Source organism: Streptacidiphilus jeojiensis (assembly GCF_042510965.1).
GTDB lineage: Bacteria > Actinomycetota > Actinomycetes > Streptomycetales > Streptomycetaceae > Streptacidiphilus > Streptacidiphilus jeojiensis.
The window spans coordinates 198,934-224,921 of record NZ_JBEUKS010000007.1 but is presented as its reverse complement, the minus strand read 5'-3'; the positions used below and the strand labels follow the sequence as shown (position 1 = coordinate 224,921).

24 protein-coding genes are annotated in these 25,988 nt (G+C 74.1%); 6 read left to right on the top strand and 18 right to left on the bottom strand.

What is annotated here, in order from left to right:
• Positions 1-177: 177 nt before the first annotated feature.
• On the bottom strand, positions 178-1,197 hold the full coding sequence (gene ku / locus ABUW04_RS20880) for a non-homologous end joining protein Ku (RefSeq protein ID WP_380566185.1): 1,020 nt from the start codon (positions 1,195-1,197) through the stop codon (positions 178-180).
• A gap of 59 nt (positions 1,198-1,256) precedes the next feature.
• Complete coding sequence (locus ABUW04_RS20875; protein WP_380566184.1) at positions 1,257-2,150, bottom strand: hypothetical protein; 894 nt, start codon at positions 2,148-2,150, stop codon at positions 1,257-1,259.
• Positions 2,151-2,243: 93 nt separating this feature from the next.
• Between ABUW04_RS20875 and ABUW04_RS20870 the strand changes: the two genes are divergently transcribed.
• The 4 genes from ABUW04_RS20870 to ABUW04_RS20855 all read left to right on the top strand — a co-directional run bounded on the left by ABUW04_RS20870 (position 2,244) and on the right by ABUW04_RS20855 (position 5,802).
• Entirely contained in the window at positions 2,244-3,299 is a 1,056-nt protein-coding gene (locus ABUW04_RS20870; RefSeq protein WP_380566183.1) for a PHP domain-containing protein, read from the top strand.
• Positions 3,299-4,192, top strand: coding sequence for a non-homologous end-joining DNA ligase (gene ligD, locus ABUW04_RS20865; RefSeq protein WP_030259838.1), 894 nt, complete (start codon positions 3,299-3,301; stop codon positions 4,190-4,192). The genes ABUW04_RS20870 and ligD overlap by 1 nt, the downstream gene beginning before the upstream one ends.
• Positions 4,189-5,157, top strand: coding sequence for an ATP-dependent DNA ligase (locus ABUW04_RS20860; protein ID WP_380566182.1), 969 nt, complete (start codon positions 4,189-4,191; stop codon positions 5,155-5,157). Before ligD ends, ABUW04_RS20860 begins: the two co-directional genes overlap by 4 nt.
• A gap of 66 nt (positions 5,158-5,223) precedes the next feature.
• Complete coding sequence (locus ABUW04_RS20855; protein WP_380566181.1) at positions 5,224-5,802, top strand: HutD/Ves family protein; 579 nt, start codon at positions 5,224-5,226, stop codon at positions 5,800-5,802.
• A 13-nt stretch (positions 5,803-5,815) separates the two neighbouring features.
• On the opposite strand, the gene ABUW04_RS20850 is transcribed toward ABUW04_RS20855, so the two are convergent.
• From ABUW04_RS20850 to ABUW04_RS20835, 4 genes are all read right to left on the bottom strand, one after another.
• Entirely contained in the window at positions 5,816-6,388 is a 573-nt protein-coding gene (locus tag ABUW04_RS20850; protein ID WP_380566180.1) for a hypothetical protein, read from the bottom strand.
• A 61-nt stretch (positions 6,389-6,449) separates the two neighbouring features.
• Positions 6,450-7,865, bottom strand: coding sequence for an NAD(P)(+) transhydrogenase (Re/Si-specific) subunit beta (locus ABUW04_RS20845; RefSeq protein ID WP_380566179.1), 1,416 nt, complete (start codon positions 7,863-7,865; stop codon positions 6,450-6,452).
• Positions 7,862-8,179 (bottom strand): NAD(P) transhydrogenase subunit alpha, encoded by a 318-nt coding sequence (locus ABUW04_RS20840; RefSeq protein ID WP_380566178.1) that lies wholly within the window; start codon positions 8,177-8,179, stop codon positions 7,862-7,864. The genes ABUW04_RS20845 and ABUW04_RS20840 overlap by 4 nt, the downstream gene beginning before the upstream one ends.
• A complete protein-coding gene (locus ABUW04_RS20835; RefSeq protein ID WP_380566177.1) occupies positions 8,176-9,375 on the bottom strand; it encodes an NAD(P) transhydrogenase subunit alpha in 1,200 nt (399 codons plus the stop codon). The genes ABUW04_RS20840 and ABUW04_RS20835 overlap by 4 nt, the downstream gene beginning before the upstream one ends.
• Positions 9,376-9,612: 237 nt before the next feature.
• On the opposite strand from ABUW04_RS20835, the gene ABUW04_RS20830 reads away from it, so the two are divergent.
• Positions 9,613-11,562 (top strand): ABC transporter ATP-binding protein, encoded by a 1,950-nt coding sequence (locus ABUW04_RS20830; RefSeq protein WP_380566176.1) that lies wholly within the window; start codon positions 9,613-9,615, stop codon positions 11,560-11,562.
• 37 nt (positions 11,563-11,599) lie between these two features.
• Here ABUW04_RS20830 and ABUW04_RS20825 read toward each other — a convergent pair whose 3' ends face one another.
• The gene (locus ABUW04_RS20825) at positions 11,600-13,195 is read right to left on the bottom strand and encodes an MFS transporter (protein WP_030259867.1); all 1,596 of its coding nucleotides are present in this window, start codon (positions 13,193-13,195) and stop codon (positions 11,600-11,602) included.
• A gap of 150 nt (positions 13,196-13,345) precedes the next feature.
• Here ABUW04_RS20825 and ABUW04_RS20820 point away from each other — a divergent pair, with 150 nt between their 5' ends.
• The gene (locus ABUW04_RS20820) at positions 13,346-14,020 is read left to right on the top strand and encodes a TetR/AcrR family transcriptional regulator (protein ID WP_380566175.1); all 675 of its coding nucleotides are present in this window, start codon (positions 13,346-13,348) and stop codon (positions 14,018-14,020) included.
• A 34-nt stretch (positions 14,021-14,054) separates the two neighbouring features.
• Here the strand turns inward: ABUW04_RS20820 and ABUW04_RS20815 are convergent, their stop codons facing one another.
• The 11 genes from ABUW04_RS20815 to ABUW04_RS20765 all read right to left on the bottom strand — a co-directional run bounded on the left by ABUW04_RS20815 (position 14,055) and on the right by ABUW04_RS20765 (position 25,579).
• A complete protein-coding gene (locus tag ABUW04_RS20815; protein ID WP_380566174.1) occupies positions 14,055-14,558 on the bottom strand; it encodes a flavin reductase family protein in 504 nt (167 codons plus the stop codon).
• Between the two features lie 49 nt (positions 14,559-14,607).
• A complete protein-coding gene (locus ABUW04_RS20810; protein ID WP_380566173.1) occupies positions 14,608-15,759 on the bottom strand; it encodes an LLM class flavin-dependent oxidoreductase in 1,152 nt (383 codons plus the stop codon).
• A gap of 75 nt (positions 15,760-15,834) precedes the next feature.
• A complete protein-coding gene (locus tag ABUW04_RS20805) occupies positions 15,835-16,590 on the bottom strand; it encodes an alpha/beta hydrolase (protein WP_380566172.1) in 756 nt (251 codons plus the stop codon).
• Complete coding sequence (locus ABUW04_RS20800) at positions 16,587-17,774, bottom strand: LLM class flavin-dependent oxidoreductase (RefSeq protein WP_380566171.1); 1,188 nt, start codon at positions 17,772-17,774, stop codon at positions 16,587-16,589. Before ABUW04_RS20800 ends, ABUW04_RS20805 begins: the two co-directional genes overlap by 4 nt.
• 4 nt (positions 17,775-17,778) lie before the next feature.
• Entirely contained in the window at positions 17,779-18,963 is a 1,185-nt protein-coding gene (locus ABUW04_RS20795; RefSeq protein WP_380566170.1) for an acyl-CoA dehydrogenase family protein, read from the bottom strand.
• Positions 18,960-20,054, bottom strand: a complete 1,095-nt coding sequence (locus ABUW04_RS20790) for an LLM class flavin-dependent oxidoreductase (RefSeq protein ID WP_380566169.1) — start codon at positions 20,052-20,054, stop codon at positions 18,960-18,962. The genes ABUW04_RS20795 and ABUW04_RS20790 overlap by 4 nt, the downstream gene beginning before the upstream one ends.
• 46 nt (positions 20,055-20,100) lie before the next feature.
• Positions 20,101-21,132, bottom strand: coding sequence for an ABC transporter ATP-binding protein (locus ABUW04_RS20785; RefSeq protein WP_380566168.1), 1,032 nt, complete (start codon positions 21,130-21,132; stop codon positions 20,101-20,103).
• Positions 21,129-22,154 carry an ABC transporter ATP-binding protein gene (locus ABUW04_RS20780; RefSeq protein ID WP_380566167.1) on the bottom strand — a complete coding sequence of 342 codons (1,026 nt, stop codon included), beginning with the start codon at positions 22,152-22,154 and terminating at the stop codon, positions 21,129-21,131. The genes ABUW04_RS20785 and ABUW04_RS20780 overlap by 4 nt, the downstream gene beginning before the upstream one ends.
• Positions 22,135-23,025 carry an ABC transporter permease gene (locus ABUW04_RS20775; RefSeq protein WP_380566166.1) on the bottom strand — a complete coding sequence of 297 codons (891 nt, stop codon included), beginning with the start codon at positions 23,023-23,025 and terminating at the stop codon, positions 22,135-22,137. Before ABUW04_RS20775 ends, ABUW04_RS20780 begins: the two co-directional genes overlap by 20 nt.
• Positions 23,022-24,053: an ABC transporter permease gene (locus tag ABUW04_RS20770; RefSeq protein WP_380566164.1), complete on the bottom strand. Its 1,032-nt coding sequence runs from the start codon at positions 24,051-24,053 to the stop codon at positions 23,022-23,024. The genes ABUW04_RS20775 and ABUW04_RS20770 overlap by 4 nt, the downstream gene beginning before the upstream one ends.
• A complete protein-coding gene (locus ABUW04_RS20765; protein WP_380566163.1) occupies positions 24,050-25,579 on the bottom strand; it encodes an ABC transporter substrate-binding protein in 1,530 nt (509 codons plus the stop codon). Before ABUW04_RS20765 ends, ABUW04_RS20770 begins: the two co-directional genes overlap by 4 nt.
• Positions 25,580-25,988 lie beyond the last annotated feature (409 nt).

Below are 25,988 nucleotides of genomic sequence, written 5' to 3'. Positions count from 1 at the left end.
GTCAGCAGCTGGAACTCCACCGTGTGTCCTCCCGGGTGCCGTGCCTGCGCGGCCCGGGAGGTCTTCTCCCCCTGCCGGACGGTCCCAATCGCGCCATGGCCGAACCGTCCCACGGGTCCCGCCGGTTCCGCTGGTTCCGCCGTGCGGCCGGCCGCGGTCGCCGGCCCGAGTCAGGGGTCAGGCCACCGCCTTGGGGCGGTTGGCCGAGGCGGCCTTGGCGATGGCGCGTTCCAGCTGGTCCCGGGTCATCTTGGAACGCCCGGGCAGGTCGAGACCGGCGGCCCGCTGGTAGAGCTCGGCCTTGCTCAGCGCGCCCAGGTCCTCCTTCTTCCTGGCCGTGGAGACCGCCTTCGGCGAACGCCTCTTGGCCGCGGTGGCCTTCGACCGCCCGGCCGGTGCGGCCTCTGCGGCCGGTGCGCCGGCGGACCGGTCCAGGCTGCGGCGCAGCGCCTCCATCAGGTCGATGACATTGGTGGCCTCGGGGGCGGCCTCGGCGGTGACGATCTCCTGCCCGGCACGCTTGGCGTCGATCAGTTCGCGCACCCGGTCCTCGTAGTCGTCGCGGTACTCCGTCGGCGTCCACTCCACGCTCATGGCCTCGATCAGCTGCTTGGCGGCGCTCAGCTGCTCGGCCGAGACCCGGGTGCGCACCGGCGGGTTCGGCAGCTCCTCGGCCGGGTCGCGGACCTCGTCGGCCCAGTGCAGGGTGTGCAGTTCGAGCACGTCACCGGTGGGACGGATGGCGGTGAGGTACTGCCTGCCGCGCATCACCATGGTCGCCACGGCCGCCCGTCCGGACTCCTCCAGGGCCTCCACCAGCAGCGAGTAGACCTGGGTGAACTCCTCCCCGCGCGGCGCCAGGAAGTAGCCGGAGACGAAGTAGACCGGATCGACGGCGGCCAGGTCGACGAAGCCGGAGACCTCGATCAGCCGGGAGCGTCCCGGGGCGATCTCGTCCAGCTCGCTCGGTTCGATCACCACGTACTGGTCGTCGCCCAGGTCGTAGCCCTTGACGATCTCGTTGAAGGGGACCTCGTCGCCGGTGCGCTCGTTGGTGCGCCTGATCCTGACCCGGTCGGCGGTGCCGCGCTGGATCTGGCGGAAGCGGGTGGTGTGGTCCTCCGTCGCCGAGAACATCGACACCGGGACGGTGACCAGGCCGAAGGTCAGTGCGCCGGTCCAGGTCGCTCGGGCCATGGTTCTGCTCCTCCGCGGTCGGTCGACTGATCGGGTCGTCGAGCAATCGAGCTGTCGATCTATTGCTTCTCATCCCTGATACGCCTGTTGTCGAGATGCCGCACGCGGACGCCGGCGTCCCTGGCGCGGCCGGCGGCCCTGCGGGCGTCGCGGTCGGTGGTCTCCACCCGGGTCCGCAGCGTGCGCTCCTCCTCCGCGGCGGTGCGCTCGGCCGCGCGGGCCCGGTCCAGCCGGGCCGAGAGCTCCTCCGCGCTGCTGCGGGCGCGCTGGTGCCGGGTGGTGGCGCGGTCCAGCGCCTTGCGGGCCGAGGCAGCGGCCGTGGCGGCGGAGGCGGCCTGCCGCTCGGCCTCCTTCAGGCCCTGGCGGGCCCGGGCCAGGACGTCCGGATCGGTGCGCGGCCCGGCGGTCGGTCCGGCGGTCGGCGCGGGCGCTGCCGGGCCGCGTCGTGGTGCGGGCGCGGCGGCGGGGGCGTGCACGGTCAGCGGCTTGGTCAGCCGGCCTGATGCGAAGGCCTCGGCGGCCTCCCGGTCGGTCAGCACGGTGGTGAGCGTCTGCTCCAGGTCCTCCAGCGGGCCCTCGCCGACCGGCAGGCCGGCCCGTACCGCCGCCGCCTTCGCCTGCTGGACCAGCGCGCCGACCACGGCGCGGCGCCCGGCGGTGAGTTCACGCAGACGCTCGCCGGCGAGCCGGTCCTGGGCGGCCCGTAGGTCGGTGCCGAGCGTGAGCAGTGCCTGCGACTCGGTGCGGTGCTCGCGCACCAGCAGGTTCGCCAGCCAGGCGCCCAGGGTGGGCCGGCGCAGCCCGCGGATCCGTGCGGCCGCCGGGGTGTCGCCCGCGTCGGCGGCGCGCCGGGCGGCGTCGTCGCGGGCCGCGGTGAACTGCGGCGGGGGCAGGGCGTAGAGCCGGTCGGCGACCTCGTCGAAATCCTGGTCGGTGTCCTCGTCGAAGTCCATGTCCACACCTCCTCCGACTCGCTGCCGTCCGACCATTCTGTCCTGTTATGCCGGAATCGGTTGAGTGGGCCGGGAGCCGGGGATATGCCGGAGATGGAACCGAGGGAAGCCCTGGAACGGATCGCGTTCCTGCTGGAGCGCGAGGACGCGCCCAGGTACCGGGTGCAGGCGTTCCGGCACGCGGCCCGGACGGTGGCCGGGCTGTCGCAGCTGGAACTGCTGCAGCGGGCGGTGGGCGGACGGCTCACGGACCTGGAGGGCATCGGCCGGACCACCGCCCGGGTGATCGCCGAGGCCGCCGCGGGACGTACCCCCGACTACCTCGCCGACCTGGAGGAACGGGCCGCCGAGCCGCTCGCGGACGGCGGTGCGCAGCTGCGGGCCGCGCTGCGCGGCGACTGCCACCTGCACTCCGACTGGTCGGACGGCGGCAGCCCGATCGAGGCGATGGCCGAAGCGGCCCGCGGCCTCGGCCACAGCTGGGCGGTGCTCACCGACCACTCGCCCCGGCTGCGGATCGCCCGCGGGCTCAGCGCGGAGCGGCTGCGCGAGCAGCTCGACGTCGTCTCCCGGTACAACGAGCAGTCCGGCACCGAGGCCGGGACGGCCCCGTTCCGGCTGCTGACCGGTATCGAGTGCGACATCCTCTCCGGCGGGGCGCTGGACCAGGAGGACGACCTGCTGGAGCGGCTGGACGTGGTGGTCGCCTCGGTCCACTCCGAGCTGCGGATGGGCCGGGAGGCGATGACCCGGCGGCTGCTGAGGGCGGTGTCGGACCCCCGGGTGGACATCCTGGGCCACTGCACCGGACGGCTGCTGGGCGCCAAGCCGCGCCCGGAGTCGGTCTTCGACGCCGAGGCCGTCTTCGCCGCCTGCGCCGAACGGGGCACGGCGGTCGAGATCAACTGCCGCCCGGACCGGCTGGACCCGCCCCGGCGGCTGCTGCGCCAGGCCCTCGACGCCGGCGTGCTGTTCGCCATCGACAGCGACGCCCACGCCCCGGGGCAACTGGACTGGCAGGGCTACGGCTGCGCCCGCGCCGAGGAGGCCGGGGTGCCGGCCGAACGGGTCGTCACCACCTGGACCGCCCGCGAGCTGCTGACCTGGACCCGCACCCGGCGGGTGCCGGCCCGGACTCGGGAGGCGTGATGCCGGCCGAACGCACCGTGGTGGAGGTGGAGGGCCGGCGGCTGTCGCTCTCGCACCTGGACAAGCCGATGTACCCGGCGAGCGGGTTCACCAAGGCGGCCGTGCTGCACCACTACGGGCAGGTGGCGCCGCTGATGCTGCCGCACCTCGACGGGCGGCCGGCCAGCTTCGTGCGCTGCCCCGGCGGGGTGGACGGGGAGCGGTTCTGGGCCAAACGGGTGCCGCCGGGCGCTCCCGACTGGATCTCCGACCTGGAGGTGGAGCTCCGCACCGGCCCCGCCAGCCAGGTGGTGGTCGCCGACCTGGCCACGCTGATCTGGGCGGCCAACCTCGACACCATCGAGTTCCATGTGCCGCAGTGGCGGGACGCCCCGGAGCTGCACGACCGGCTGATCGTCGACCTGGACCCCGGTGAGGGCGCCGACATGCTGCACTGCTGCGCCGCCGCCCTGGCGGTGCGGACCGTGCTGGCCGAGGACGGGTTCGAGGTGTGGGCCAAGACCTCCGGATCCAAGGGGCTGCATCTGACGGTGCCACTGGTTCCGGCGCCCGCGGTGCAGGTGAACGCCTACGCCAAGCGGCTGGCCCAGCGGCTGAAGGCGGCGTACCCGCAGCTGATCGTCAGTCGGATGGGCAAGGAGCTGCGGCGCGACCGGGTGCTGCTGGACTGGTCCCAGAACGCCTCCGCCAAGACCACCGTCGCCGCCTACTCGCTGCGGGCCCTGGCCGAGCCGACGGTGTCGACGCCGGTCGGCTGGCAGGAGATCGCGGACTGCCGGGACCCGGCGGAGCTGTCGTTCACCGCCGACGACCTCCCGGAGCGGCTCGCACGGTTGGGCGACCTGCATGCGCCGCTGCTGGACCCCTCGGTGGCCCGGAGGCTGCCCGGATGAGCGGGGCGGCGGCAGCGGGCTGGATCGCGCCGATGCTGGCCGGCGAAGGTCCGGTGCCGGCCGACACCAGCGGCTGGGCGGCGGAGGTGAAGTGGGACGGCATGCGGGTCGTCGTCAGCGTGGACGAGCGGGGCACGGTCCGGGCGTTCGCCCGCTCCGGCGCCGACGCCACCGCCCGCTACCCCGAACTGCAGTCACTGGGCCGTCTGGCGGCCGTCGCGCCGCTGGTCCTGGACGCCGAGGCGGTGGCCCTGGACCCGGCCACCGGAGTCCCCTCCTTCGAGCGGCTGCAACAGCGGATGACGCTGCGTCAGCAGGACCGGATCGCGGCCGCCCGGCTGCGGACCCCGGTGACATTCATGGCCTTCGACGTGCTGCGGCACCGCGGAACGGCGGTCACCCGCCGCGGCTACCTGGAGCGGCGCGCGCTGCTGGAACGGCTCGACCTCCCGGCGGACGGCTCGGTCGTCGCGCCGCCCGCCTGGATCGGAGCCGATGTGGCGATCGGCATCGAGTGGACCCGGGAGCGCGGGATGGAGGGCGTCATCCTCAAGCGCCTGGCCTCCGGCTACCAGCCGGGCCGGCGGTCCCCGGACTGGATCAAGGTGAAGTTCCGTCCCACGGCCGACGTCCTGATCGGCGGCTGGCTGGCCGACGAGCGCGGCGAGCCGCGTTCGCTGCTGGTCGGTCGGGAGGTGTCGGGCGGTCTGCGGTACGTCGGCTCGGTCGGGTCCGGTCTCTCCGCCGTCCAGCGGGAGTTGCTGCTGCCGCTGCTGACCGAGGCCGCTGCGGCGGAGTCGCCCTTCACGGCGGGGCTGGACCTGCCGCGGCTGGCCCGGCCTCCGGCCGACGTCCGCTGGGTCCGTCCGCTGCTCCGGGGCGAGGTGCAGTACGCCGAGGTCACCGACGGCGGCAGCCTGCGGCAGCCGGCCTGGAAGGGGTTGCGCGGGCTGGCCGGCGAATAGGGTGATGATCACCGGTGGGGGTCGGCCGGGCAGGGCAGGGCAGAGCACAGGCGAGGAGTGCGGTCGATGGCGGGCGTTTCGGGTGTGACGGTGCTGCGGGCGGCGGAGCGGGAGGCCGCGCCGTGGAAGAACGGCGGCGGGGTCACCCGGGAGGTGGCGGCGCATCCCGAGGGCTCGGGGCTGGACGGGTTCCACTGGCGGGTGAGCCTGGCCGATGTCGCGCGGGGCGGGCCGTTCTCGGCGTTCAGCGGGGTGGACCGGGTGATCACCGTGGTCCGGGGCGCCGGCATGGTGCTGACCGTCGACGGCGTCGAGCACCGCATCGACCAGCGCTACCGTCCGTTCGCGTTCCCCGGGGACGCGGACACCGACTGCCGTCTGCTCCAAGGACCTTTGCTGGACTTCAATGTGATGACCCGTCGGGACCGTGTCGCGGCCCGCGTGGACATCGTCACCGGGCGGACGGTGCTCAGCGGTCCGGACACCCTTGTCGTCCTCCTCGACGGCACGGCGGGGCTGGAGCGGGAGGGCGCCGAGCTGGGGGCGCTGGACGCGGTCCGTCTGGTCGGCGGCGCCGGGGACGTGCTCGACCTCCGCGGCACGGCGGCGGTGCTGGTCTTCACGCCGGCGGGGGCGGACGGGTAGGCGCCGGCCGGCGTCAGTCGACCGGTGTGACTTCCTGCAGCAGGCCGTGGACGAAGCGGGCCTGGCGCCGGAGCGTGCCGCCCTGCCCGTCGGGGGCCGCGAAGCGGCTGGTCCAGCGGCTGGGTGCGTCCTCCGGCAGGTGCCGGACCTCAGGGAAGAGCCGTTCCAGATCGCTGACCACGTACTCCCAGGGGGTGAGTTCGCCGGCGGCGGGCACCGGTGGCGGGGCCGTCTCCGGGGCGCGGACCAGCCACTCCTGCCAGACCCCGCCGTCGGGACCCGCGACCGCCTCGAAGCGCAGCGCCGGCCACAGCGGCAGCGCCCACTGGTGCAGCCGGCAGGTGAGGTCGCCGGTGCGCTGCTCCCGCACCGAGAGCTGCGGTCCGAGCACCGCGACCAGCCGGGACATCCCGCGCGGCGCGCCCTTCGCCCGGACGAAGCGCTGCCAGGCGGCGTTGACCTGCCGCATCTCGCCTACCGACACGCCCATCCCGCTGCGCGCCCGCTCGACCAGCACCGGCTGGAAGTCGGCCATCCGCCGCAGCAGGACCAGCTGGAACTCCTGCACTCCGAACGCCTGCGTCACCGCACCAGGATCTCACGGGTGACCCAGCGGCCCCGGCACCCCCGGCGCCCCGGGCCCCCGGTCACCCGACGAAGGCCCGGACCGCGGCCCGCAGCTCGATCAGCCCCTGCTTGGCGTCGGCGAAGAACATCCCGGTCCGCGGGTCGGTGTAGAGCTCGTTGTCGATCCCCGCGTAGCCGTGTCCCATGGAACGCTTGATCACCACCACGCTCCTGGCCCGGTCCACGTCCAGGATCGGCATGCCGGAGACTGGGGTGCCGGGGCGCCGGGCGGCCGGATTGGTCACGTCGTTGGCCCCCACCACCAGGGCGACGTCCGCCTGCGGGAACTCGGGGTTGACCTCGTCCATCTCCTTCAGCTGCGGGTAGGGCACGTCCGCCTCCGCCAGCAGCACGTTCATATGGCCGGGCATCCGTCCGGCCACCGGGTGGACGGCGTAGCTGACCTCCACCCCGTGCGCCTCCAACAGCTGGACCAGGTCGCCGAGTTCGTGCTGGGCCCGGGCGGCGGCCAGGCCGTAGCCGGGGACCACGATCACCTTGCGGGCGTAGGCGAGCTGGATCGCCACGTCGTCCGCGGAGAGCGGCCGCACCGACGCCGCGCCGCCGCCCGCGTCCGTCGCGGCCCCACCGCCGTCGGTGCCGAAGCCGCCGACCATGACGGCGGCGACCGAGCGGTTCATGGCGTCCGCCATGAGCTTGGTGAGGATGGTGCCGGACGCGCCGACCAGGGCCCCGGCGACGATCAGCGCCGGTTCGCTGAGGACGAAGCCCGCCATCGCGACCGCCGTCCCGGTGAAGGCGTTGAGCAGGGAGATCACCACCGGCATGTCCGCACCGCCGATCGGCAGCACCATCGCCACGCCGAAGACCAGCGCGAGCGCCAGCAGCACCAGCGGGGCCGCGGTCTGATCGGGCGTCAGGACCAGCCACACCGTGCCCGCCACGAAGGCCGGCGGCAGCAGCACCGCGAGCGCCCGGGCACCGGGGAAGACCAGCGGCCGGCCCGGAACGGTGCCCTGCAGCTTGCCGGCGGCGACCAGGGAGCCGGCGAAGGTGACGGTGCCGATCACCACGTCCAGGGCGCCCGGGACGGTGACCCGCGCGCCGAGTGCGGCCGGGTGCGGGCTGCCGAGCAGGTCCTGCAGCGGGATCAGCACCGCGGCTCCGCCGCCGACCGCGTTGAACAGGCTCACCAGCTGCGGCATGGCCGTCATCTCGACCGACCGCGCCGCGTAGAGCCCGCAGCCGGACCCGAACGCACCGCCCAGGACCAGCACCAGCCAGCCCGTGCCGGTGACCGAGCCCCGGTCCAGCAGCAGCACGGCGGTGGCGACGACGGCCACCGCCATGGCCCCGGCCGAGAGCGCGTTGCCGCGCCGGGCCGAGCGCGGCGAGTTCATCAGGTGCAGGCCGAAGACGAAGCAGGCAGCGGCGGCGAGCAGGACGTACCTGACGGCCGACTCCACCGGGGTCATTCGCGTGGCCCCTGGTCCGCGCCCTGCTCCGGCGGCCGGGTCCGGAACATCCGCAGCATCCGGTCGGTGACGACGTATCCGCCGACCACGTTCATGGCCCCGAAGGCCGCCGCGACGAAGACCAGGACGTAGCCGAGGGGTCCGTGGGCCTGCGCGGCGATCAGCATGGCGCCGATCACCACGATGCCGTGGATCGAGTTGGCCCCGGACATCAGCGGCGTGTGCAGGGTCGCCGGGACCTTGCTGATCACCTCGAAGCCGACCAGTACGGCGAGGACGAAGACGGTGATCGCGGTGGACAGGTCGAGACTCATCGGCTGCCTCCCAGGCGGGCTCGGCCGTCGAGCAGTGCGGCGACGGCCGGATGGACGACGGAACCGGCGTGGGTCACCACGACCGCGGCCTGGATCTCGTCGCTGAGGTCGACGGTCGGACCGCCGTCGTGGTCGTTGTGGCCGTCGTGGCCGTCATGGAGCAGGTACGTCAGCATCGCCTCGGCGTTGCGGGCGTAGGCCGTGGACGCCGCCGCGGCCATGGCGGAGGGCAGGTGGCCGGCCCCGATCACGGTGACGCCCTGTGCCGTGACGACGGTGGCGTCCGGTTCGGAGCGCTCCACGTTCCCGCCGGACCCGCCCGCCGCCAGGTCGACCACCACCGACCCCGGCCGCATCCGGTCCAGGGCCCTGGCGGTGACCAGCACCGGGGGCCGCCCGCCGGGCACCTGCGCGGTGGTGATCACCACGTCGGCGCGGGCCACGGCCTCCTCCAGGGCCTGCTGCTGGGCGAGTTGCTCGGCCTCGGCCAGCCGTCCGGCATAGCCGTCGACGCCGGTGCGGACCGCGGGTACCGCCGGGATCTCCAGGAACCGCGCACCCAGTGACTCCACCTCCTCCCTGGACTCCGGCCGCACGTCGTACCCGGTCACCACGGCTCCCAGCCGCCGCGCCGTCGCGACGGCCTGCAGTCCGGCCACTCCGGTGCCCAGGACCAGGACCGCCGCCGGTTTCGAGGTACCGGCCGCGGTCGTCAGCATGGGGAAGAAGCGGGTGAAGGTATCGGCCGCCACCAGCACGGCCTTGTACCCGGCGATGTTCGCTTGCGAGGTCAGCGCGTCCATCGGCTGGGCCCGGCTGAGTGTGCGCGGCAGCAGGTCCAGGCTCAGCGCGGTGACCCCGGCCTCGGCCCAGGCTCCCGCCGTGACCGGATTCCGCAGTACGTCCAGCAGACCGACCAGCAGCGTTCCCGGCCGCAGCCCGGCCGTAGTGGCCGGGTCCGGCGGGCCCACGCACAGCAGCACCCGTGCCCGCTGCAGCAGTTCGGCGGCCGGGACCAGTTCCGCGCCCGCCGCCAGGTAGTCGGCGTCCGCGAACCAGGCGGCAGCTCCCGCTCCCGGTTCGACCAGCACCCGCACACCCCCCGGCGCCAGCCGGGCCAACGACTCCGGCACCAGCGCCACCCGGCACTCCCCGCGCGCCCGCTCCCGCAGCACCCCGACGGTGACGCTTCCCATCCGCTGTCCCTTCGCCGGAGCGTGCATGCGTGCATGCGTGCCTGCCTGACTCCAATCTCCAACGCGACGGGCCGTCAGAGAAGGGGCCGGGAACCACGGGTGGCCTGCCAGGTGCCCGTTCGGGCGGCGCGCACCCGGAGTGCGCCCGTTGGGTCCACGATGCGCCGGTTCCACGCCGCAGACGCGGTGCTGTCCGGGTCGGCAGGCTGGGCCCGAGGGTGGGAGGGGGACGGCGGGGTGGCGGACGAGACCGCTGTGGCCGACACCGGTGCGGAGCAGCCGGGGGAGTCGAGCGGGACGGGGGAGTCGGGCGAGGAGCTCAGGTTCGCCTACAGCGGCGGGGACTCCGAGGAGTGGGCCGGCGATCTGACCGGGCGCAGGCTGGGCAGTCGGCTGCCGAGGCTGGTCGGTCGGTCGTTCGCGCTGGCCTGGGCGGTGGACCGGGGGGCGGTGGTGGCCCTGCTGGTGTGTCAGTTGGTGTCCGGGCTCTCGGGTGCGCTGGGGCTGTTCGCGACGACGCGGGCGCTGGGCGCGCTGATCGGGGCCGCGCAGAACCCGGGGCACCTGGGCTCGGCGGTGCCGTCGGTGCTGGTGCTGGCCGCCGCGGCCGGGGTGCGGGCGGTGCTGGGCGTGGCGATCCAGGGCCTGTCGAACCGGCTGGCACCGCGGATCTCGCGGGAGGCGGAGTTCAGGATGCTGGAGGCGGCGACCAACGCCGAGATGGCCGCCTACGACCACCCGGGCTTCAACGACCGCTACGACAAGGCCGACCGGGGCGTCGAGGTCAGCCGGGACATGATCGGGCAGAGCCAGAACCTGGTCTCCTCGCTGGCCACCCTGGTCGCCGCCGCGGTGGTCATCACCGCGCTCGCGCCGGTGCTGCTCCCGCTGCTGCTGCTCACCGCGGTGCCGCAGGCCCTCGCCTCGGTGAAGGGGGAGCGGATCACCTACCTGTCGTTCCTGGCCACCTTCCACGACCGGCGGATGCTGAACATGCTGCGCTGGAACCTGACCCACAAGGACCAGGCGGACCAGATCCGCACCGACACCCTGGCGCCGTACCTGCTGGCGAAGTACCGGGCCAGCGGGACCAAGGTGGACCGGACCAACGACCGAGCGGCCTGGCAGCGCGCCCGGGTCACCCTGCTCGGCTCCGCCGCCGGGGGCCTGGCGGCCGCGCTGATGTGGGGCGGCGTCATGTTCCTGCTGGGGACCGGGCGGATCGGCGCGGCCTCGGCCGGCACGGTGGTCTTCGCGCTGCGCTCGGCGGCCCAGGGGCTGCAGGGCATCGTCGGCTACGGCAGCGACCTGATGCGCACCGGCCGCTACATGGACGACTGGGAGTCGTTCGTGGAGGAGGCCGCCGGGCAGCGGCTGGACCGCGGCGCGCTGGTACCGGGGCGGCCCCGCCACGTCGCCCTGCACCGGGTCGGCTACCGCTACCCCGAGGCGGACGAGGACACCCTGCACGAGGTGGACTTCGAGGTGCGGCAGGGTGAGATCGTCGCGGTGGTGGGGGAGAACGGCTCGGGCAAGACCACGTTGATGAAGCTGCTGTCCGGGCTCAACCTGCCGACCGAGGGCGTGGTCGCCTGGGACGGCGTCAGCACCCGGGACCTGGACCCGCACGCGCTGTGGCGGCAGACCGCGGTGGTGCCGCAGGAGTTCGCCCGCTGGCCGATGTCGGCGCGGGAGAACATCCACCTGGGCCAGCCGCGTCCCGGCGGTGACGAGGAGGTGCGCCGGGCGGCTGCGGCGAGCGGCGCCGACGACGTGGTCGCCCGGCTGCGCAGCGGTCTGGACACGCTGCTGGCACGCGAGTGGTGGGGCGGCGTGGCGCTCTCCTCCGGCCAGTGGCAGCGCATCGCCGTCGCCCGGGCCACCCACCGGGACGCGGGCCTGCTGGTGATGGACGAGCCCACCTCGGACCTGGACCCGCGGGCCGAGCACCGGATCTTCACCGGCCTGCGCCGGCTGGCCGAGGACCGCGCCGTCGTGCTGGTCACCCACAACCTGTCCAACACCGTGATCGCGGACCGGATCGTGGTGATGGACCGGGGACGCATCGTCCAGCAGGGCAGCTTCCAGGAGTTGACCACCCGTCCCGGCCTGATGCGGGACCTCTGGCTGCTGCAGCAGGACCGCAGCGCCCCGTCGGGGGTGGACGGGGCGCTGCGGGGCGACTGACCGTCGGCACGGTGCCGGTCGTCGCGGTGACGGTAGCTCAGATGTGCACGGCCGGGCCGGAGTCGGTGGCGCCGCGCTTGGTCAGTAGGCCGACGGCGCTGGCCAGCAGGGCGACCACGGCGGCGACGGTGAAGGCCAGCGACATCCCGCTGAGGAAGGAGTCGTGGGCGACCTGGGTGATGGCCTGGGCGGTCTGGGTGGGGGTGCCCTTGGCGATCGGGGCCGTGCCGACCTGGACGGCCTGCTTGAGTCCGGCGTAGTCCTGCGCCGAGACGGCGGGCAGCTTGGCGGCCGCCCACTTGCCGGGCAGCACGCTGTCCACCCTGGCGGCCATCACCGCGCCCAGCACGGCGGTGCCCAGGGTGCCGCCGACCTGCATGGCCGACTGCTGGAGTCCGCCGGCCACCCCGGCCAGCTCCACCGGGGCGTTGCCGACGATGATCTCGGTGGCGCCCACGATGACCGGGCTGAGTCCGAGGCCCAGCATCACGAACCACAGCGACAGCAGCACGGTGCTGGTCCCGGTGTGCAGCGCGGACATCCCGAACATGGCCGTGGCGGTGATCAGCATGCCGGCCACGATGGGGATGCGCGGACCGATCCTGCCGATGACCAGCCCGGCGACCGGCGAGCCGACGATCAGCATCGCGGTCATCGGCAGCAGGTGCACCCCGGCCGCGACCGGCGACATGCCGCGCACGTTCTGCAGGTAGAAGGTGACGAAGAAGAGCGCGCCGAAGAAGCCGAACATCATCAGGATCATCAGCACGGTGCCCGCGGACAGCGACACCGAGCGGAACAGGCTGAGCGGCAGCAGCGGGTGCGAGGACCGGGTCTGCCAGTAGGTGAAGGCCGCCGCGAGCAGCACCGCGCCGCCCAGGAAGGCGAGCGTGCGGGCGTCGCCCCAGCCCCAGGCGGGGGCCTTGATGATGCCGAAGACCAGCAGGAACATCGCCACCGACAGCAGCACGATGCCGGGGATGTCGAAGGACTGGCCGCTCTTCTGCGGGCGCGCGTCGCGCAGGATCCACAGGCCGAGGCCGAGGGTGAGCAGGCCGACCGGGACGTTGACGAAGAAGACCGACTGCCAGCTGATGTGCTGGACCAGCAGCCCGCCCACGATCGGTCCGGCCGCGGTGGAGACGCCGATGGCGCCGCCCCAGATGCCGATGGCCATGTTCAGCTTGTTCGGCGGGAAGGTGGCCCGCAGCAGGCCCAGCGCGGCGGGCTGCAGCAGCGCCCCGAACAGCCCCTGGAGCACCCGGAAGACGATCACCAGCTCGATGCTGCCGGAGAAGCCGATCGCCGCCGAGGCCGCCGCGAAGCCGACCGCGCCGACCAGGAAGGTGGTGCGGTGCCCGAACCGGTCGCCGATCTTCCCGGCGGTGATCAGGAAGACCGCGAGGGCCAGCAGGTAGCCGTTGGTCACCCACTGGATGCTGGCCAGCGAGGCGTGCAGATGGGTCTGGATGGCGGGGTTGGCGATGGCCACGATGGTGCCGTCGAGCGCCACCATCATCACGCCGACCGCGACGGTCAGCAGCGTCAGCCAGGGGTGGCCGCGCAGCCCCCGGCGGCCGTCGGGTATTGCGTCGAGCCGGTCCTCGGTTGCTTCAACCACGCGCTCAGTCATGCTGCCTGACTTCCTTGGTCGGTGCTGTCTCCCGTCACAATATGTCAGCTACTGACACTTGGCAAAGACTGACTTATGCATGTTAATGACATGTGTCAGCGAGGTATAGTCGGCAGAAACCCGGGGGCGGTTTTATGGAGGTGGCATCCCTTGGTCCAGCAGGTTGCGGCCCCCGTGGACCGCGTGGTCGGGCCCGTCGCGGGACTGCGCCAGCGCAAGAAGCAGCGCACCCGCTGCCAGCTGCTGGAAGCCGCCCAGAAGCTCTTCCTCCGTCAGGGCTACGCCCGCACCACGGTGGACGAGATCACCGCGGCCGTCGACGTCTCGCAGCGCACCTTCTTCCGCTACTTCGCCAACAAGGAGCAGGTGGCGCTCGCCCTGATGGAGGACGGCGCGGACGACTTCGTCGACTACCTGCGGTCCCGGCCGAGCCATGAGAACCCGCTCCAGGCCCTGCGCGCCGCGACCCGGGAGACCTGGGAGAGCCGCGACATCTCCGAGCCGGGGGCTTCCCCCGCCACCGCGGCGCTGGAGATATTCCAGCTGATCGAGTGCACCCCGACGCTGCTCGCCGCCTACCTGCACCGGCTCGCCGAGCAGCAGCAGCTGATCGCCGAGGTGCTCGCCGAGCGCGAGGGCGTCGACCCGGCCGTCGACCTGCGGCCCAGGGTGCTGGCCGCGGTGTTCAGCGCGGTCGGACGGACCGCCCAGCACGAGTGGGCCGCCGGCGTCGCCGACCGCGGTGTGGACGTGGAGGACCTGGTCCAGGTGCTGGACCGGCACTTCGACCAGCTCGGCCCCGCGCTCACCGCCGACTGGCGGTAGCCCGCCGCACCCCCTCCCGCTCAACGCCGCCGGTTCAGTGCGGGCGGAAGGAGCCGAAGCAGCCGCTGTGGTGCAGCAGCGGCGGGGCCTCGCCGTCGCCACCCGCGTCCAGCACCTCGCCGACCACCAGCAGGTGGTCGCCGACCTCCTGGCGCAGCACCGGACGCGCCGTCAGCCAGGCCGGGACGCCGTCCAGCAGCGGCACGCCCCGGGGTCCCGGGGACCAGCCGGTGCCGGCGAAGCGGTCGGTGCCGCTGCGGGCGAAGCGTTCGGCCAGCTCGCGGTGGTCCTCGCCGAGGACGTGGACCGCGAAGATGTCGGCGGCCAGCACCGCGGCGGCGGTCGAGGCCGTGCTGGAGAGGTAGAAGGAGACCAGGGAGGGCTCCAGCGACACCGAGGTGAACGAGGTGGCGGTGAAGCCGGCCGGCCCGGGCACGGTCAGCACGGTCACCCCGGCGGCGTGCCGGCGCAGGGTGCGGCGGAGCAGGTCGGCCGGGCTGAGGTCGGCGGGCGCGGAGAGGTCCGTGGTCGAGGTCATGGCGGGTTCCCTGTCTCTGGTGGTCATCGGGGGCGGTCTGCTGTCCTGGTCAGAGGTCTGCCGTGGTCGGCACCGGGGTGAGGTGACGGGTGCGGGACGGCTCCGCGGCCAGCAACCCCTCGCGGCGCAGCAGCGGGAGCACCCCCTCGCCGAACCAGTGCGCCTCCTCCAGGTGCGGCTGGCCGGAGAGCAGGACGTGCTCCACGCCCAGGGCGTGGTACTCGGCCAGCCGTTCGGCGACCTGCTGGTGGCTGCCGACCAGGGCGGTCCCGGCGTGCCGGCGCAGCAGGCCGAAGCCGGCCCAGAGGTTGGGCGACACCTCCAGCGCGTCGCGGCGGCCGCCGTGCAGGGCGGTCATCCGGCGCTGCCCCTCGGAGCTGGTGCGCGCGGCCCGGGCCTGCGCCAGCGCGACAGCCTGCGGGTCCATCGCGGCCAGCAGCCGTTCGGCCTGGGCCCAGGCCTCGGCGGCGGTGTCCCGGGTGATCACATGCACCCGGACGCCGAAGCCGACGCTGCGGCCCTGACGCTGCGCCAGCTCCCGTACCGAGGCCAGCCTCGGCGCCAGTTCGCCGGGCGGCTCGCCCCAGCTGAGGTGGACGTCGGCGTGGGCGGCGGCGATCCGCAGGGCCGGCGCGGAGGAGCCGCCGAGCAGGACCGGGGGCAGCGGGTCGGGCGCCTCGGCGACGGTCGCGCCGCGCACCCGGTAGTGCTCGCCGTCGTGGTCCAGCGGTTCGCCGGACCAGGCGCCGCGCAGCACGGTCAGCCACTCCTCGGTGCGGGCGTAGCGGGCGTCGTGGTCCAGCCAGTCGCCGAAGCGCCGCTGCTCCTCGTCGTCGGAGCCGGTGACGACGTTGAGCAGCAGCCGGCCGCCGGAGACCCGTTGGAAAGTGGCGGCCATCTGCGCGGCCAGGGTCGGGTTGAGCGCGTCCGGGCGCAGGGCGACGACGAAGCGGATCCGCCGGGTCTCCCTGAGCAGCGCGGCGGTGGTGATCCAGGGGTCCTCGCACCAGGTCCCGGCCGGGGTGAGCAGCGACTCGAAGCCCAGCCGCTCGGCGGCCCTGGCCACGTCGGCGAGGTAGTCGATGTCCGGGGCCCGGTCGGTGGGGCGGGGCGCGGCGGTGGCGATGCGGGAGTGCACCCAGCCGACCACGTCCCGGCCGTCGCCCGAGGTGGGCAGGTACCAGTGCGGATGCAGGGCCATGGAACGGTCCTCCTCGGGCGAACGGACGGATGCTGCGGAGACAGGGTGCGGGGACATGGTGCTGCGGACGGGTCGTCAGTCGGTCGACGGCTGGTGGAGGGTGACCACGCTGGTGCGGTGCGAACCGGCCCGCAGCCGCTCCAGCCACAGCACGACCGTCGCCGCGACACTGCGGTGCGAGATGTCGTTGAGGGAGTCGTGCCGCCCGTCCGCGACGGTGGCCAGCGCGGACTCCGGCAGCCGCGCCGCCAACTCCCGCGCGGTGGCGACGGGGCTGACCGGGTCGGCCTCGCCGTGCACCAGCAGCACCGGCAGCGCGGCCAGCCCTGCGACGGCCTGCGCCGCCTCGGCCGCGAGGTCCGGCGGGACCGGGGCGTCCAGCGCGGTCCGGTCGAACAGCGGGTCGGCGGCCAGCCGGCCGCGGTGCGTCGGGCAGGCCGTACGGGCCGTCAACTGCTCGTCCCAGTTGCTGGTTGACGGTGCGTCACCGGTGGTGGGGACGCCCACCAGCAGCAGCGCGTCCGGTGCGGCCGACGGGTGGGCGGCGACGGCGAGGGCCCGCAGCGCCCCGGTGTCGGAGCCGGCCAGCACCAGCGGCGCGGCCGCCCCCTGGGCGACCTGGGCGACGTCGGCCGCGGTCCGCTCGGTGTCGGAGGCCCGGTCCAGCTCCAGGACGTGCACCACATAGGCGTCGGCCGACAGCCTGCGGCCCAGCCGCTCGTACACCCCGGGGTGCTCGCCGCGGCCGGGGAGCAGCACGACCGTGCCGCGCTGCAGCAGGCCTTCGGACGGGTACCAGCTGGCGGTGCGGGTGGCGACGGGGGCGGTCATCGGGCACCCGCCACGGCGACCCGGGCGTCGGCGGAGCCGGCACCGGTCGAGGGGGCACCGGTTGCGGCGGCACCGGCGGCGCGGTCGCGGCGGGCGACCTCCGCGCGCACCAGCGGCAGCAGTTCGCGGCCGTAGTCCAGCGCGTCCTCCAGCGGGTCGTAGCCGCGGATCAGCAGGGTGGTCACCCCGATGTCGACGTAGTCGAGCAGCGCCTGGGCCACCGTCTCCGGGGTCCCCACCAGCGCGGTCGAGTTGCCGGCGGCGCCGGTGGCGGCGGCCGGGGCGGTCCACAGCGCCCGGTCGTGCAGCTCGCCCTTGGCCGCGGCGGCCAGCAGCCGCTGCGAGCCGGCGTTCTGCGGCTGCGCACCGGGGCCGGTGGGCAGGATGTCCCGGCGGCTGCCGACGAAGGAGCCGGCCGCACCCCGGGACCTGATGGTGTCCAGGATGCCGTGGGCGCGTTCCCAGGCGGCCTCCTCGGTGGCGCCCAGGATCGGCCGGAACGAGACGCTGATCCGCGGCGGGGTGGTCCGGCCCGCCGCCAGCGCGGCGGAGCGGACCGAGGCGATCTGCTCGGCGGTCTCCGCCAGCGGCTCGCCCCACAGCGCGAAGACGTCGGCGTGCTTGCCGCCGACCCGGTAGGCGGCGGCCGAGGAGCCGCCGAAGTACAGCGGGATGCGCGGCTGCTGGGCCGGCTTCACCTCGGAGTGGAAGTCGGCGAAGCGGTAGTAGGTCCCGTCCAGCCCGAAGGGCTCGTCCTCGGTCCAGGAGCGGGTGAGGATGTCCAGGTACTCGTCGGTGCGCTGGTAGCGCTCGTCCTTGGGCAGGTGGTCGCCGTCGCGGCGCTGCTCGGCGTCGTGGCCGCCGGTGATGATGTGCACGGCGACCCGGCCGCCGGAGAACTGGTCCAGGGTGGCGAAGGTGCGGGCGGCCAGGGTCGGTGCGACGAAGCCCGGGCGGTGCGCGACCAGCAGTCCCAACCGCTCGGTGTGGGCCGCGACATGGGCGGCGACCTGGGTGCCGTCCGGGCTGCTGGAGCCGTAGCCGATCAGGATCCGGTCGAAGCCGGCCTGCTCGTGGGCCTGGGCGAAGCGGCGGGTGTAGTCGGGGTCGACGACCGGGCCGCTGGGCGGACGGGTCTCGGAGACGTCCCGAGTTCCGATCATTCCGATGAACTCGACTGGCATGGGGTCAGTTGCCTTTCACAGAAGGGGCGACCGGGCCGAGTGCGGCCCGTCCGGCGGCGAGCAGGGACATGTCGTCCTGCGGGGTGTGCACCCGGCTGCAGAGGACGTCGCGGTGGTGCCGCTGCAGCGGGTTGTCATAGGTGAGTCCGTGGTTGCCGACCAGGGCGACGGCCTGCTCGACGGCGCCGATGGCGGCGCGGGTGCCGAGCACCTTGGCGCCGCCAGCCTGCCGGGCCGCCGCCGGGTCGCCCGCGTCGACGTCCGCGGCCAGGGCGCGGACCAGGCGTTCGGCACCGCTGAGGGCGATGTCGATCTCGCCGACCGCGGTCTGGAAGCGGGGCAGGGTGGCCAGCGGGGCGCCGAGGGCGCTGGGGACGCGCTCGTGCAGGAAGCCGGTCAGCCACTGCTGGGCGGCCCGGGCGACGCCCAGGTAGAGGGCGGTCAGCCCGAGCGAGTTCCAGGCCCCGCCGGTCTCGTCCCGGCCGCCGCCGCTGCCAGGCTCGGCCAGCCCGGCGACCTGGCCCAGCGGCACCCGCACCGCCTCCAGCAGCACGTCGTCGCTGCGCGAGGCGCGCAGGCCCAGGTGGTTCCAGGTGGGCAGCACGGTGACGCCCTCGCTGCCGCCCCGGACCAGGAACGATCCGACCCGGGGCACCGGTTCGTCGGTGCGGGCCCAGACCAGCATCCAGCCCAGTGCCTCGGCGCCGGTGGAGAAGATCTTGTGGCCGGTCAGCTCCCAGTGGTCGCCGCGCGGCACCGCCACCGTCCGCGGCAGCCCGCCGCGCACCGGCGAGCCCAGCTCCGGTTCCACCCGCAGCGCGTTGACCAGCACCGGGCGGGTGGCGGACTCGTGCAGCAGCAGCTCGTAGGACTCTTGCGGCCAGTCGCCGGAGCGGGCCTGGGCGGCATGGGTGAACAGGGTCATCGCCGTCACCAGGGCGACCGCGGGATCGCCGGCGCCGAGCGCCTGGAGGATGCGCACGGTGTCGGCCAACCCCGCGCCTGGGCCGCCGTGGGCACGGCTGACGGTGGCGGTCAGCAGCCCGGCCTGGTGGACCGCGGCGACGCCCCGGTGGGGGAAGCGGGCGTCGCGGTCGTGCTCGGCGGCGTCGGCCGCCAGGACGGCGGTGAGCTCCGGGAGCCGGTCCAGGGCCGGTGGGGTCAGCTCCAGCAGCGGCGGGGAGCTCATGCGTCGACCAGCACCCGGTTGCCGACGAACTGCTGACGCTCCGTCTGCTCGCGGACCAGGGACACCAGGGTGCCGTAGTCGCGGGCGTCCGCCAGCGGGTCGAAGCCGCGGATCAGCAGGGTGCCGACGCCCAGCGCGGTGTAGTCCAGCAGCGACTCGGCGACCTGTTCGTAGGAGCCGACCAGCGCGGTCGAGTTCCCGGCGGCGCCGGTGGCCTTGGCCACCGCGGTCCACAGCCGCTTGTCGTGGACGTCGCCCTTGGCGGCGGCGTTCAGCAGCCGCTGCGAGCCCTCCTGGGCCGAGTGGTCCAGGTTGATGACCTTGCGCAGCTCGCCGGCGCGCTCCTTGGTGAGCCGCAGGATCTCCTCGGCGCGCTGCCAGGCCTCGGCCTCGGTCGCGGCCGGGATCGGGCGCAGGCTGACGCTGAACCTGGGCTCGCGGCCGTGCGGCGCGGCGGCCTCGCGCACCTGCTGGATCCGCTCGGCGATGCCGGCCAGCGGCTCGCCCCAGAACGCGTAGACGTCGGCGTGCTTGGCCCCGGCCCGCACCGCGTCGTCGGAGGCCCCGCCGAAGTACACCGGGATCGGACGGGACGGCAGCAGCGCCGACCTCCCGCCGCGGACCTGGTAGAACTCGCCGTCGTAGTCGAAGGGTTCGGTGGCCGTCCAGGTCTTCCTGACCACGTCCAGGAACTCGTCGGTGCGCCGGTAGCGGGTCGGCTTGTCGCTCAGGTCGCCGTCCCTGGCCTGGTCGGCGTCGTCGCCGCCGGTGATCACGTGCAGCGCGATCCGGCCCGGGTGGAAGGCGTCCAGGGTGGCGTACTTGCGGGCGGCCAGGGTGGGCGAGACGAAGCCGGGGCGGTGCGCCAGCAGCACGCCCAGCCTGTCGGTGTGGGTCAGTACCTGGTCGGCGACGGTGAAGCCGTCGGGGCTGGCGGAGGAGTGCGCGACCAGCACCCGGTCGAAGCCGGCCGTCTCGTGCGCCCGGGCCAGCTCCTTCACATAGCCGGGGTCGATGGCGTTCCAGGAACTGCCGCCGCCGGACTCGCTGAAGGGGGCGGTGGCGGCTATGCCGATGAACTCGATGGACATGGCTGTCCCTTCTGTTCTGGATCTTTGTCGATTAATTGATCAGTCGTCAGTGGGTGAGCACGGGCTCGGTCTTCGTGAGCCCGGCCCGCCAGTCGTCCGCGTGGTGGCAGGCCACCTCGCGACCGCCAACCCGGGGCTGCACGGAGGGCTGCGCGCGGCAGGCGTCCTCGGCGAACCGGCAGCGGGCCGCGAAGCCGCAGCCCTCGGCCGGCTGCGCCAGCGTCCAGGCGGGGCGCGGCAGCCCCGCCCGCAGCTGGGCCGGGTGCAGGTCGTGCTCGCGGCGCACGCTCGGCGCGGAGGCGGTGAGCAGCGCGGTGTAGGGGTGCAGCGGTCGTGACAGCACCTCGGCGGTCGGGCCCTGTTCGACCAGCCGGCCGCGATAGAGCACCGCGATCCTGTCGGCGATCCCGGCCAGCGAGCTGAGGTCGTGCGAGATCACCACGACCGCCAGGTCCAGCTCGGTCCGCAGCCGGTCGAACAGCCGCAGCACATGGTTGCGGTTGGACGCGTCCAGGGCGCTGACCGGCTCGTCGGCCAGCAGCAGCCGGGGCCGGGTGACCACGGCGCGGGCGATGGCGACCCGCTGCCGCTGGCCGCCGGAGAGCTGACCGGGCAGCCTGTCCGCCAGGGCGGCGTCCAGGCCGACCTGCTGCAGTGCCCCGAGCACCCGGTCGGCCCGCTCCTCGCGGCCGGCCCGTCCGGCAGCGACGGCCAGCGGCTCGCCGATCAGTTCACGTACCGTCAGATCGGGGTCCAGCGACCGCAGCGGGTCCTGGAACAGGTACTGCACCGCGCCCGAGCGCCGGAACTCCCGCAGCGCCCGTCCGCGCAGACCGGTGACCTCGGCGCCGTCGACCAGGACCCGTCCGCCGGTGACCGGGGACAGCCCGACCACCGAGCGGGCCAGGGTGGTCTTGCCCGAGCCGGTCTCGCCGATCACGCCCAGGATCTCGCCGGCCCGGGCCCGCAGCGACACCCCGTGCAGCACCTCCTGCCCGGGCCGGCCGGCACGCCGGCCGAAGGCCACACTCAGGTCCTCGACCTGGAGCAACGCGTCCGTGCTCTGTTCCGCGGTCATGCGGTCACCTCCTCGCGTCCGGTTCCGGCCAGCGCCAAGTCGTCCGCGCGCACGCAGCGGGTCCTGCGGCCCTCGCCGGCCTGGCGCAGTGGCACCGGCTGGTCGCTGCGGCACTGCGGCGCCGCGTACTCGCAGCGGTCCGCGAACCGGCAGCCGGTGGGGGCCTCGCCCGCCTCCGGCGGCCGTCCGGGGATGACGGCGAGCTCGCGCCGCCCCCAGTCGCCGATGGAGGCCACCCGCAGCAGCGCCTCGGTGTAGGGGTGGGCGGGGGCGGCCAGCACCTGCTCGGTGGGGCCGTCCTCGACCACCTCGCCGGCGTAGAACACCAGGATCCGGTCGCAGACCTCGGCGACCACCGCCAGGTCGTGGCTGACCAGCAGCAGCGCCAGGCCGCGCTCGGCGCGCAGCTGCGCCAGCAGGTCCAGCACCTCCGCCTGGACCACGGTGTCCAGCGCCGTGGTGGCCTCGTCCGCCACCAGCAGCTCGGGGTCGCCGGCGACCGCGGTGGCGATCAGCACCCGCTGCAGCATTCCGCCGGACAGTTCGAAGGGGTAGCGGTGGAACACCTCCTCCGGCTGGTGCAGCCCGACCGCGCCCAGCAGCTGCACCGCCCGCTCCCGGGCCTCGGACCGGGACAGGCCCTGGCGCACCCGCAGCGGTTCGGCCAGCTGCCGACCCACCGTCAGCGAGGGGTTGAGGTAGGAGGCCGGGTCCTGGAACACCGCGCCGAGCCGCTGCCCGCGCAGCCGCTCCCAGCCGCGCCGGTCCAGCGCGGTGAGCTCGGTGTCGCCCAGCCGGGCCGTCCCCTCGGCGACGGCGCAGCCGGGAGGCAGCACCCCGAGGACGGAGCGGCAGGTCAGCGTCTTGCCGCTGCCGGACTCGCCGACCAGACCGACCGACTCCCCGGCCCTGACCGTGAAGGAGACGTCGCGCACGGCCTCGGTCCGGCCGCCGTTGACGGTGATCCGCAGACCCTCCACGGCCAGCACTTCCCGGGCCTGTTCAGGCGGCGACAGCGGCATCGGCCTTCTCCTCTCGGACGGGGACGGCGGCCGCGGCCCGGACCGGACGCACCGCGTCCGCGGCGCCGCCGTCCCGCAGGGCGTCCGCCAGCAGGTGCAGCGCACCGACGGTCAGCATGATCAGCACCCCGGGCAGTACCGGGGCCCAGGGCTGCTGGGCCAGGAAGCCCAGGTCGGAGGCGAGCATCCCGCCCCAGGTGGGTGCGGGCGGCTGGACCCCCAGACCGAGGAAGGTCAGCGAGGTGACCGTGAGCAGGCTGGTCGCCAGCGCCTGGGCGGTGGTCACCGCCACGGTCGGCAGCACCTTGCTCCAGATGTGACGGCGCAGCACCCAGCTGCGCGAGGCCCCCATCAGCTCGGCCGCCTCCACGTAGGGGACCTGACGCAGCCCCAGCGCGGCGGCCCGGGTGACCCGGAAGAACAGCGGGGCCAGCAGCACGCCCAGGGCCAGCATCGCCTGGTGCAGTCCGTTGCCCAGCACACCGACCGCCGCGATGGCGAACAGCGTGAACGGCAGTGCCATCAGCGCGTCGACGGCGCGCAGCGCGGTCCACTCGAAGACCCGGCCGAGCCAGAGCGAGGCCAGCCCGGGGACGATGCCGAGCACCAGCGCCGCCCCGACGGCCTCCAGCGCGCCGGCCACCGACAGTCCGGTGCCGGAGAGCAGTCGGCTGAGCACGTCGCGGCCCAGGTAGTCGGTGCCCAGCAGATGGGCGCCGCTGGGTCCCTGGAGGACGTGGGCGGTGTCCTGGGCCAGCGGGTCCTGCGGCGCCAACTGCCCGCCGAACACCGCAAGCAGGGCCACCAGCAGCAGTACCGCCAGCGCGCCGCGGGCGACCGGGACCCGCAGGGTGTTGCGCAGCGTCCTCATGCCGTCGCCCCTTCCGGGAGGCTGATCGCAACAGGCTCGTTGGAGCCTGTGCGCCCGCGCCGCGCGGCCGGGTTGAGCGCCGCCAGCCCGGCGTTGACGGCCAGGTTGGCGATCAGCACCACGCCCGTGGTGACCAGCAGGGTGCCCTGGATCACCGGGACGTCGTGCTCCTGGGCCGCCTGCAGCGCCAGTTGGGCGATACCGGGCAGGTTGAAGATCCGCTCGGTCACCACCGCGCCGCCGATCAGCATCGGCACGCTCATCCCCAGCACCGTCAGCGCCGGTCCGGCCGCGTTGCGCAGCACATGGCCGAACAGCACCCGGCGCGAGGACAGTCCGCGCATCGACGCCCCGGTCACGTAGTTCTCCCGGAGCGCGCCCACCAGCGAGGTGCGCAGCTGCCGGGCGATCCCGGCGGCGGCCTCCAGGCTGAGCGCGAAGGCCGGCAGCAGCGAGAACCGCAGCCACTGGACCGGGTCCTGGCCGAACGGGACGTAACCGCCCGAGGGCAGCGCGCCCAACTGCACCGAGACCACCGCGATCAGGCCGATGGCGATCACGAACGCCGGCAGCGTGCCCAGCACCGCGCAGACCGCGGTCACCGCCCGGTCCACCTTGCCGCCGTTGCTCAGCGCGGCGGCGATCCCGCCGGCCCCGCCGAGCAGCACCGCCATCAGCAGCGCCAGACCGGCCACCGAGAGGTCCACCGGCAGCGCCTGCCAGACGCTCTGGGCCACCGGCACGGTGGTGAACCAGGAACGGCCCAGGTCGCCGTGGAGGGCGTGGCCCAGCCAGCTGAGGAACTGCACCGGAAGCGGGCGGTCCAGGCCGAACTGATGGTTCATCCGGGCGATGTCGGCCGGGGTGGCGGTGTCGCCGAGCACCGCCGCACCCGGGTTGGCACTGGACAGCGCGCCCAGGCCGAAGGTCAGCACCGACGCCAGCAGGAACACCGTCGCGGTGGTGAGCAGCCCCTGGGCCAGCGGCTTGGGGGCCCGGGCGATGCGGGCCGGCAGGGCGGCGCTCACGAGACGGTCACCCCCTCGAAGCGCTGCACCACGACGTCGGCCGGGAGCTGCGAGACGCTCTTGTGCCGGGCCAGGATGCGCGGAACGGTGTAGAGGAAGACATTGGGCATGGTGCGCACCGCGAGCGCGGTGGCCGCCTGCAGCACCTCGGCGTAGTGGGGGGAGTCCAGCGGGGTCGCCGAGACCTTCGCCACCGCGGCCAGCAGCTCCGGCGGCGTGCTGCGGCCCGGGTTCATCAGCCCCTGCGGACCGAACAGCACCTGGAAGGCCTGCGCCGCGGAGTCGCGTCCGGCGAACTGGTCCACGAAGACCTGCTGGGAGTGCTGGACGTAGGCGACCTGGGTGGCCTGCGCGGCCGGGATCACCGAGATCTTCGCGTTGATGCCGACGGCCTTGAGCTGCGCCTGGATCTGTTCCGGGACGCCCTCGGCGGCGGTGGTGGTCAGCGTCAGGTCCAGGCCACCGGCGTGTCCCGCCTTGGCCAGCAGGGCCTTGGCCCTGGCCGGGTCGTAGGGGTAGAGGCTGTCGGAGGCGGTGTCGTGGCCGACGTAGCCGGGCGGGAAGGGCTGGTTGCTGACGGTGCCGTAGCCGAACTGCGCGGTCTTCAGCAGCGCCTGGCGGTCGATGGCGTACTGCAGCGCCAGGGCGACGTCCGGGTCGGTCAGCGGGGCCTTGCCCGAGTTGACGTCCAGCACCGCGACCACCATCGAGGGGATCACCTGCACCTCCAGGCCGGCCGCCTTGGCGGCGGCGACCTGGCTGCCGGGTATCTGGGCCACGTTGTACTGGCCGGACTGCAGCGAGGCGACCACGGTGGAGGCGTCCGGCAGCGGGTACACCTCGAAGCCGGTGAGCTTGATGTTGGCCGCGTCCCAGTAGCCGGGGTTGCGCCGCAGCACGGCCTTGGCGTTCTGGGTGTAGGAGTTGAGGGTGAACGGACCCGCGCCGACCGGCTGGGTGGCCAGCCCGGCGGCGTTCGCCTCGAAGGCCTTGGGGCTGACGATCATCCCGGTCTTCCCGGCCAGCAGGCTGGGTATCTGGTAGTCGGCCTGGGTGAGCTTCAGCACCACCGTGGTCGGGCTGCCCACGGTCACCTGGGAGACGTGCGCCAGCTGTGCGGCGACCAGCGACTTGGGGTCGGTGCGGCCCCGGTCCAGGCTCTTCTTCACCGCGGTCGCGTCCAGCGCGCTGCCGTCGCTGAAGGTCAGTCCGGAGCGCAGGGTGAAGGTGATCTCGGTGCCGGTGGCGTTGTAGGACCAGTGCGAGGCCAGCGCCGGGACCGGGTTGCCGTTGGCGTCGAGCTTGGTCAGCGCCGCGTAGACCAGCGAGAGGTCGTGGACGTCCCAGCCGGCCGAGGAGAACACCGGGTCCCAGGAGGTCGGCAGCTCCCAGCCCCACTTCAGCGTGCCGGTCCCGGTGCCGGAGGCGCCCGCACCGCTGGAGCTGCCGCAGGCGGTCAGAGCGACGGCGGCACCGGCCCCGAGGCCGAGTCCGAGGAACGAGCGTCTGGCGAGAGCAGAAGTCATGATGGGGCGTCACCTTCGGTCGGGGCGCGCCGAATCGCCCCCTGGCGGGGGAGCACGGGCAGCGCGGGGCGCCGGGCCTCTGGCGGCCGGCGGCGCGGGCAGGCATGGGGGAGGGCAGCAGCAGGCGGCAGACGGGGCGGTGCGGGCGGCGCCGACCGACGGCGGTGTCGGTCGAGTGGGACGCAGCTGCCTGCGGATGTCTGCGGGAGATGCTCTGCGGAGCAGTGGACTACTCGGCTTCAACCGAAGGGGACCGGTCGCTCCCCGGAATGTCGGAGCACGAGTACGAGGGGCGCGGGACGGCCGGGGCGCGGTGGCCGCGGGTGTGCGGCGGCCGGATGGGCCCGGGGCGGCGGGTCAGCGACAGAGGGCGCTGGAGGTGCGCCGCAGGTCCACGTAGCGGCACACC

Excerpts from the sequence above, each read along its gene's own strand:
- ku (WP_380566185.1), bottom strand. The coding sequence starts at position 1,197 with ATGGCCCGAGCGACCTGGACCGGCGCACTGACCTTCGGCCTGGTCACC.
- ABUW04_RS20875 (WP_380566184.1), bottom strand. The coding sequence starts at position 2,150 with ATGGACTTCGACGAGGACACCGACCAGGATTTCGACGAGGTCGCCGAC.
- ABUW04_RS20870 (WP_380566183.1), top strand. The coding sequence starts at position 2,244 with ATGGAACCGAGGGAAGCCCTGGAACGGATCGCGTTCCTGCTGGAGCGC.
- ligD (WP_030259838.1), top strand. The coding sequence starts at position 3,299 with ATGCCGGCCGAACGCACCGTGGTGGAGGTGGAGGGCCGGCGGCTGTCG.
- ABUW04_RS20860 (WP_380566182.1), top strand. The coding sequence starts at position 4,189 with ATGAGCGGGGCGGCGGCAGCGGGCTGGATCGCGCCGATGCTGGCCGGC.
- ABUW04_RS20855 (WP_380566181.1), top strand. The coding sequence starts at position 5,224 with ATGGCGGGCGTTTCGGGTGTGACGGTGCTGCGGGCGGCGGAGCGGGAG.
- ABUW04_RS20845 (WP_380566179.1), bottom strand. The coding sequence starts at position 7,865 with ATGACCCCGGTGGAGTCGGCCGTCAGGTACGTCCTGCTCGCCGCCGCT.
- ABUW04_RS20840 (WP_380566178.1), bottom strand. The coding sequence starts at position 8,179 with ATGAGTCTCGACCTGTCCACCGCGATCACCGTCTTCGTCCTCGCCGTA.
- ABUW04_RS20835 (WP_380566177.1), bottom strand. The coding sequence starts at position 9,375 with ATGGGAAGCGTCACCGTCGGGGTGCTGCGGGAGCGGGCGCGCGGGGAG.
- ABUW04_RS20825 (WP_030259867.1), bottom strand. The coding sequence starts at position 13,195 with ATGACTGAGCGCGTGGTTGAAGCAACCGAGGACCGGCTCGACGCAATA.
- ABUW04_RS20815 (WP_380566174.1), bottom strand. The coding sequence starts at position 14,558 with ATGACCTCGACCACGGACCTCTCCGCGCCCGCCGACCTCAGCCCGGCC.
- ABUW04_RS20810 (WP_380566173.1), bottom strand. The coding sequence starts at position 15,759 with ATGGCCCTGCATCCGCACTGGTACCTGCCCACCTCGGGCGACGGCCGG.
- ABUW04_RS20805 (WP_380566172.1), bottom strand. The coding sequence starts at position 16,590 with ATGACCGCCCCCGTCGCCACCCGCACCGCCAGCTGGTACCCGTCCGAA.
- ABUW04_RS20800 (WP_380566171.1), bottom strand. The coding sequence starts at position 17,774 with ATGCCAGTCGAGTTCATCGGAATGATCGGAACTCGGGACGTCTCCGAG.
- ABUW04_RS20795 (WP_380566170.1), bottom strand. The coding sequence starts at position 18,963 with ATGAGCTCCCCGCCGCTGCTGGAGCTGACCCCACCGGCCCTGGACCGG.
- ABUW04_RS20790 (WP_380566169.1), bottom strand. The coding sequence starts at position 20,054 with ATGTCCATCGAGTTCATCGGCATAGCCGCCACCGCCCCCTTCAGCGAG.
- ABUW04_RS20785 (WP_380566168.1), bottom strand. The coding sequence starts at position 21,132 with ATGACCGCGGAACAGAGCACGGACGCGTTGCTCCAGGTCGAGGACCTG.
- ABUW04_RS20780 (WP_380566167.1), bottom strand. The coding sequence starts at position 22,154 with ATGCCGCTGTCGCCGCCTGAACAGGCCCGGGAAGTGCTGGCCGTGGAG.
- ABUW04_RS20775 (WP_380566166.1), bottom strand. The coding sequence starts at position 23,025 with ATGAGGACGCTGCGCAACACCCTGCGGGTCCCGGTCGCCCGCGGCGCG.
- ABUW04_RS20765 (WP_380566163.1), bottom strand. The coding sequence starts at position 25,579 with ATGACTTCTGCTCTCGCCAGACGCTCGTTCCTCGGACTCGGCCTCGGG.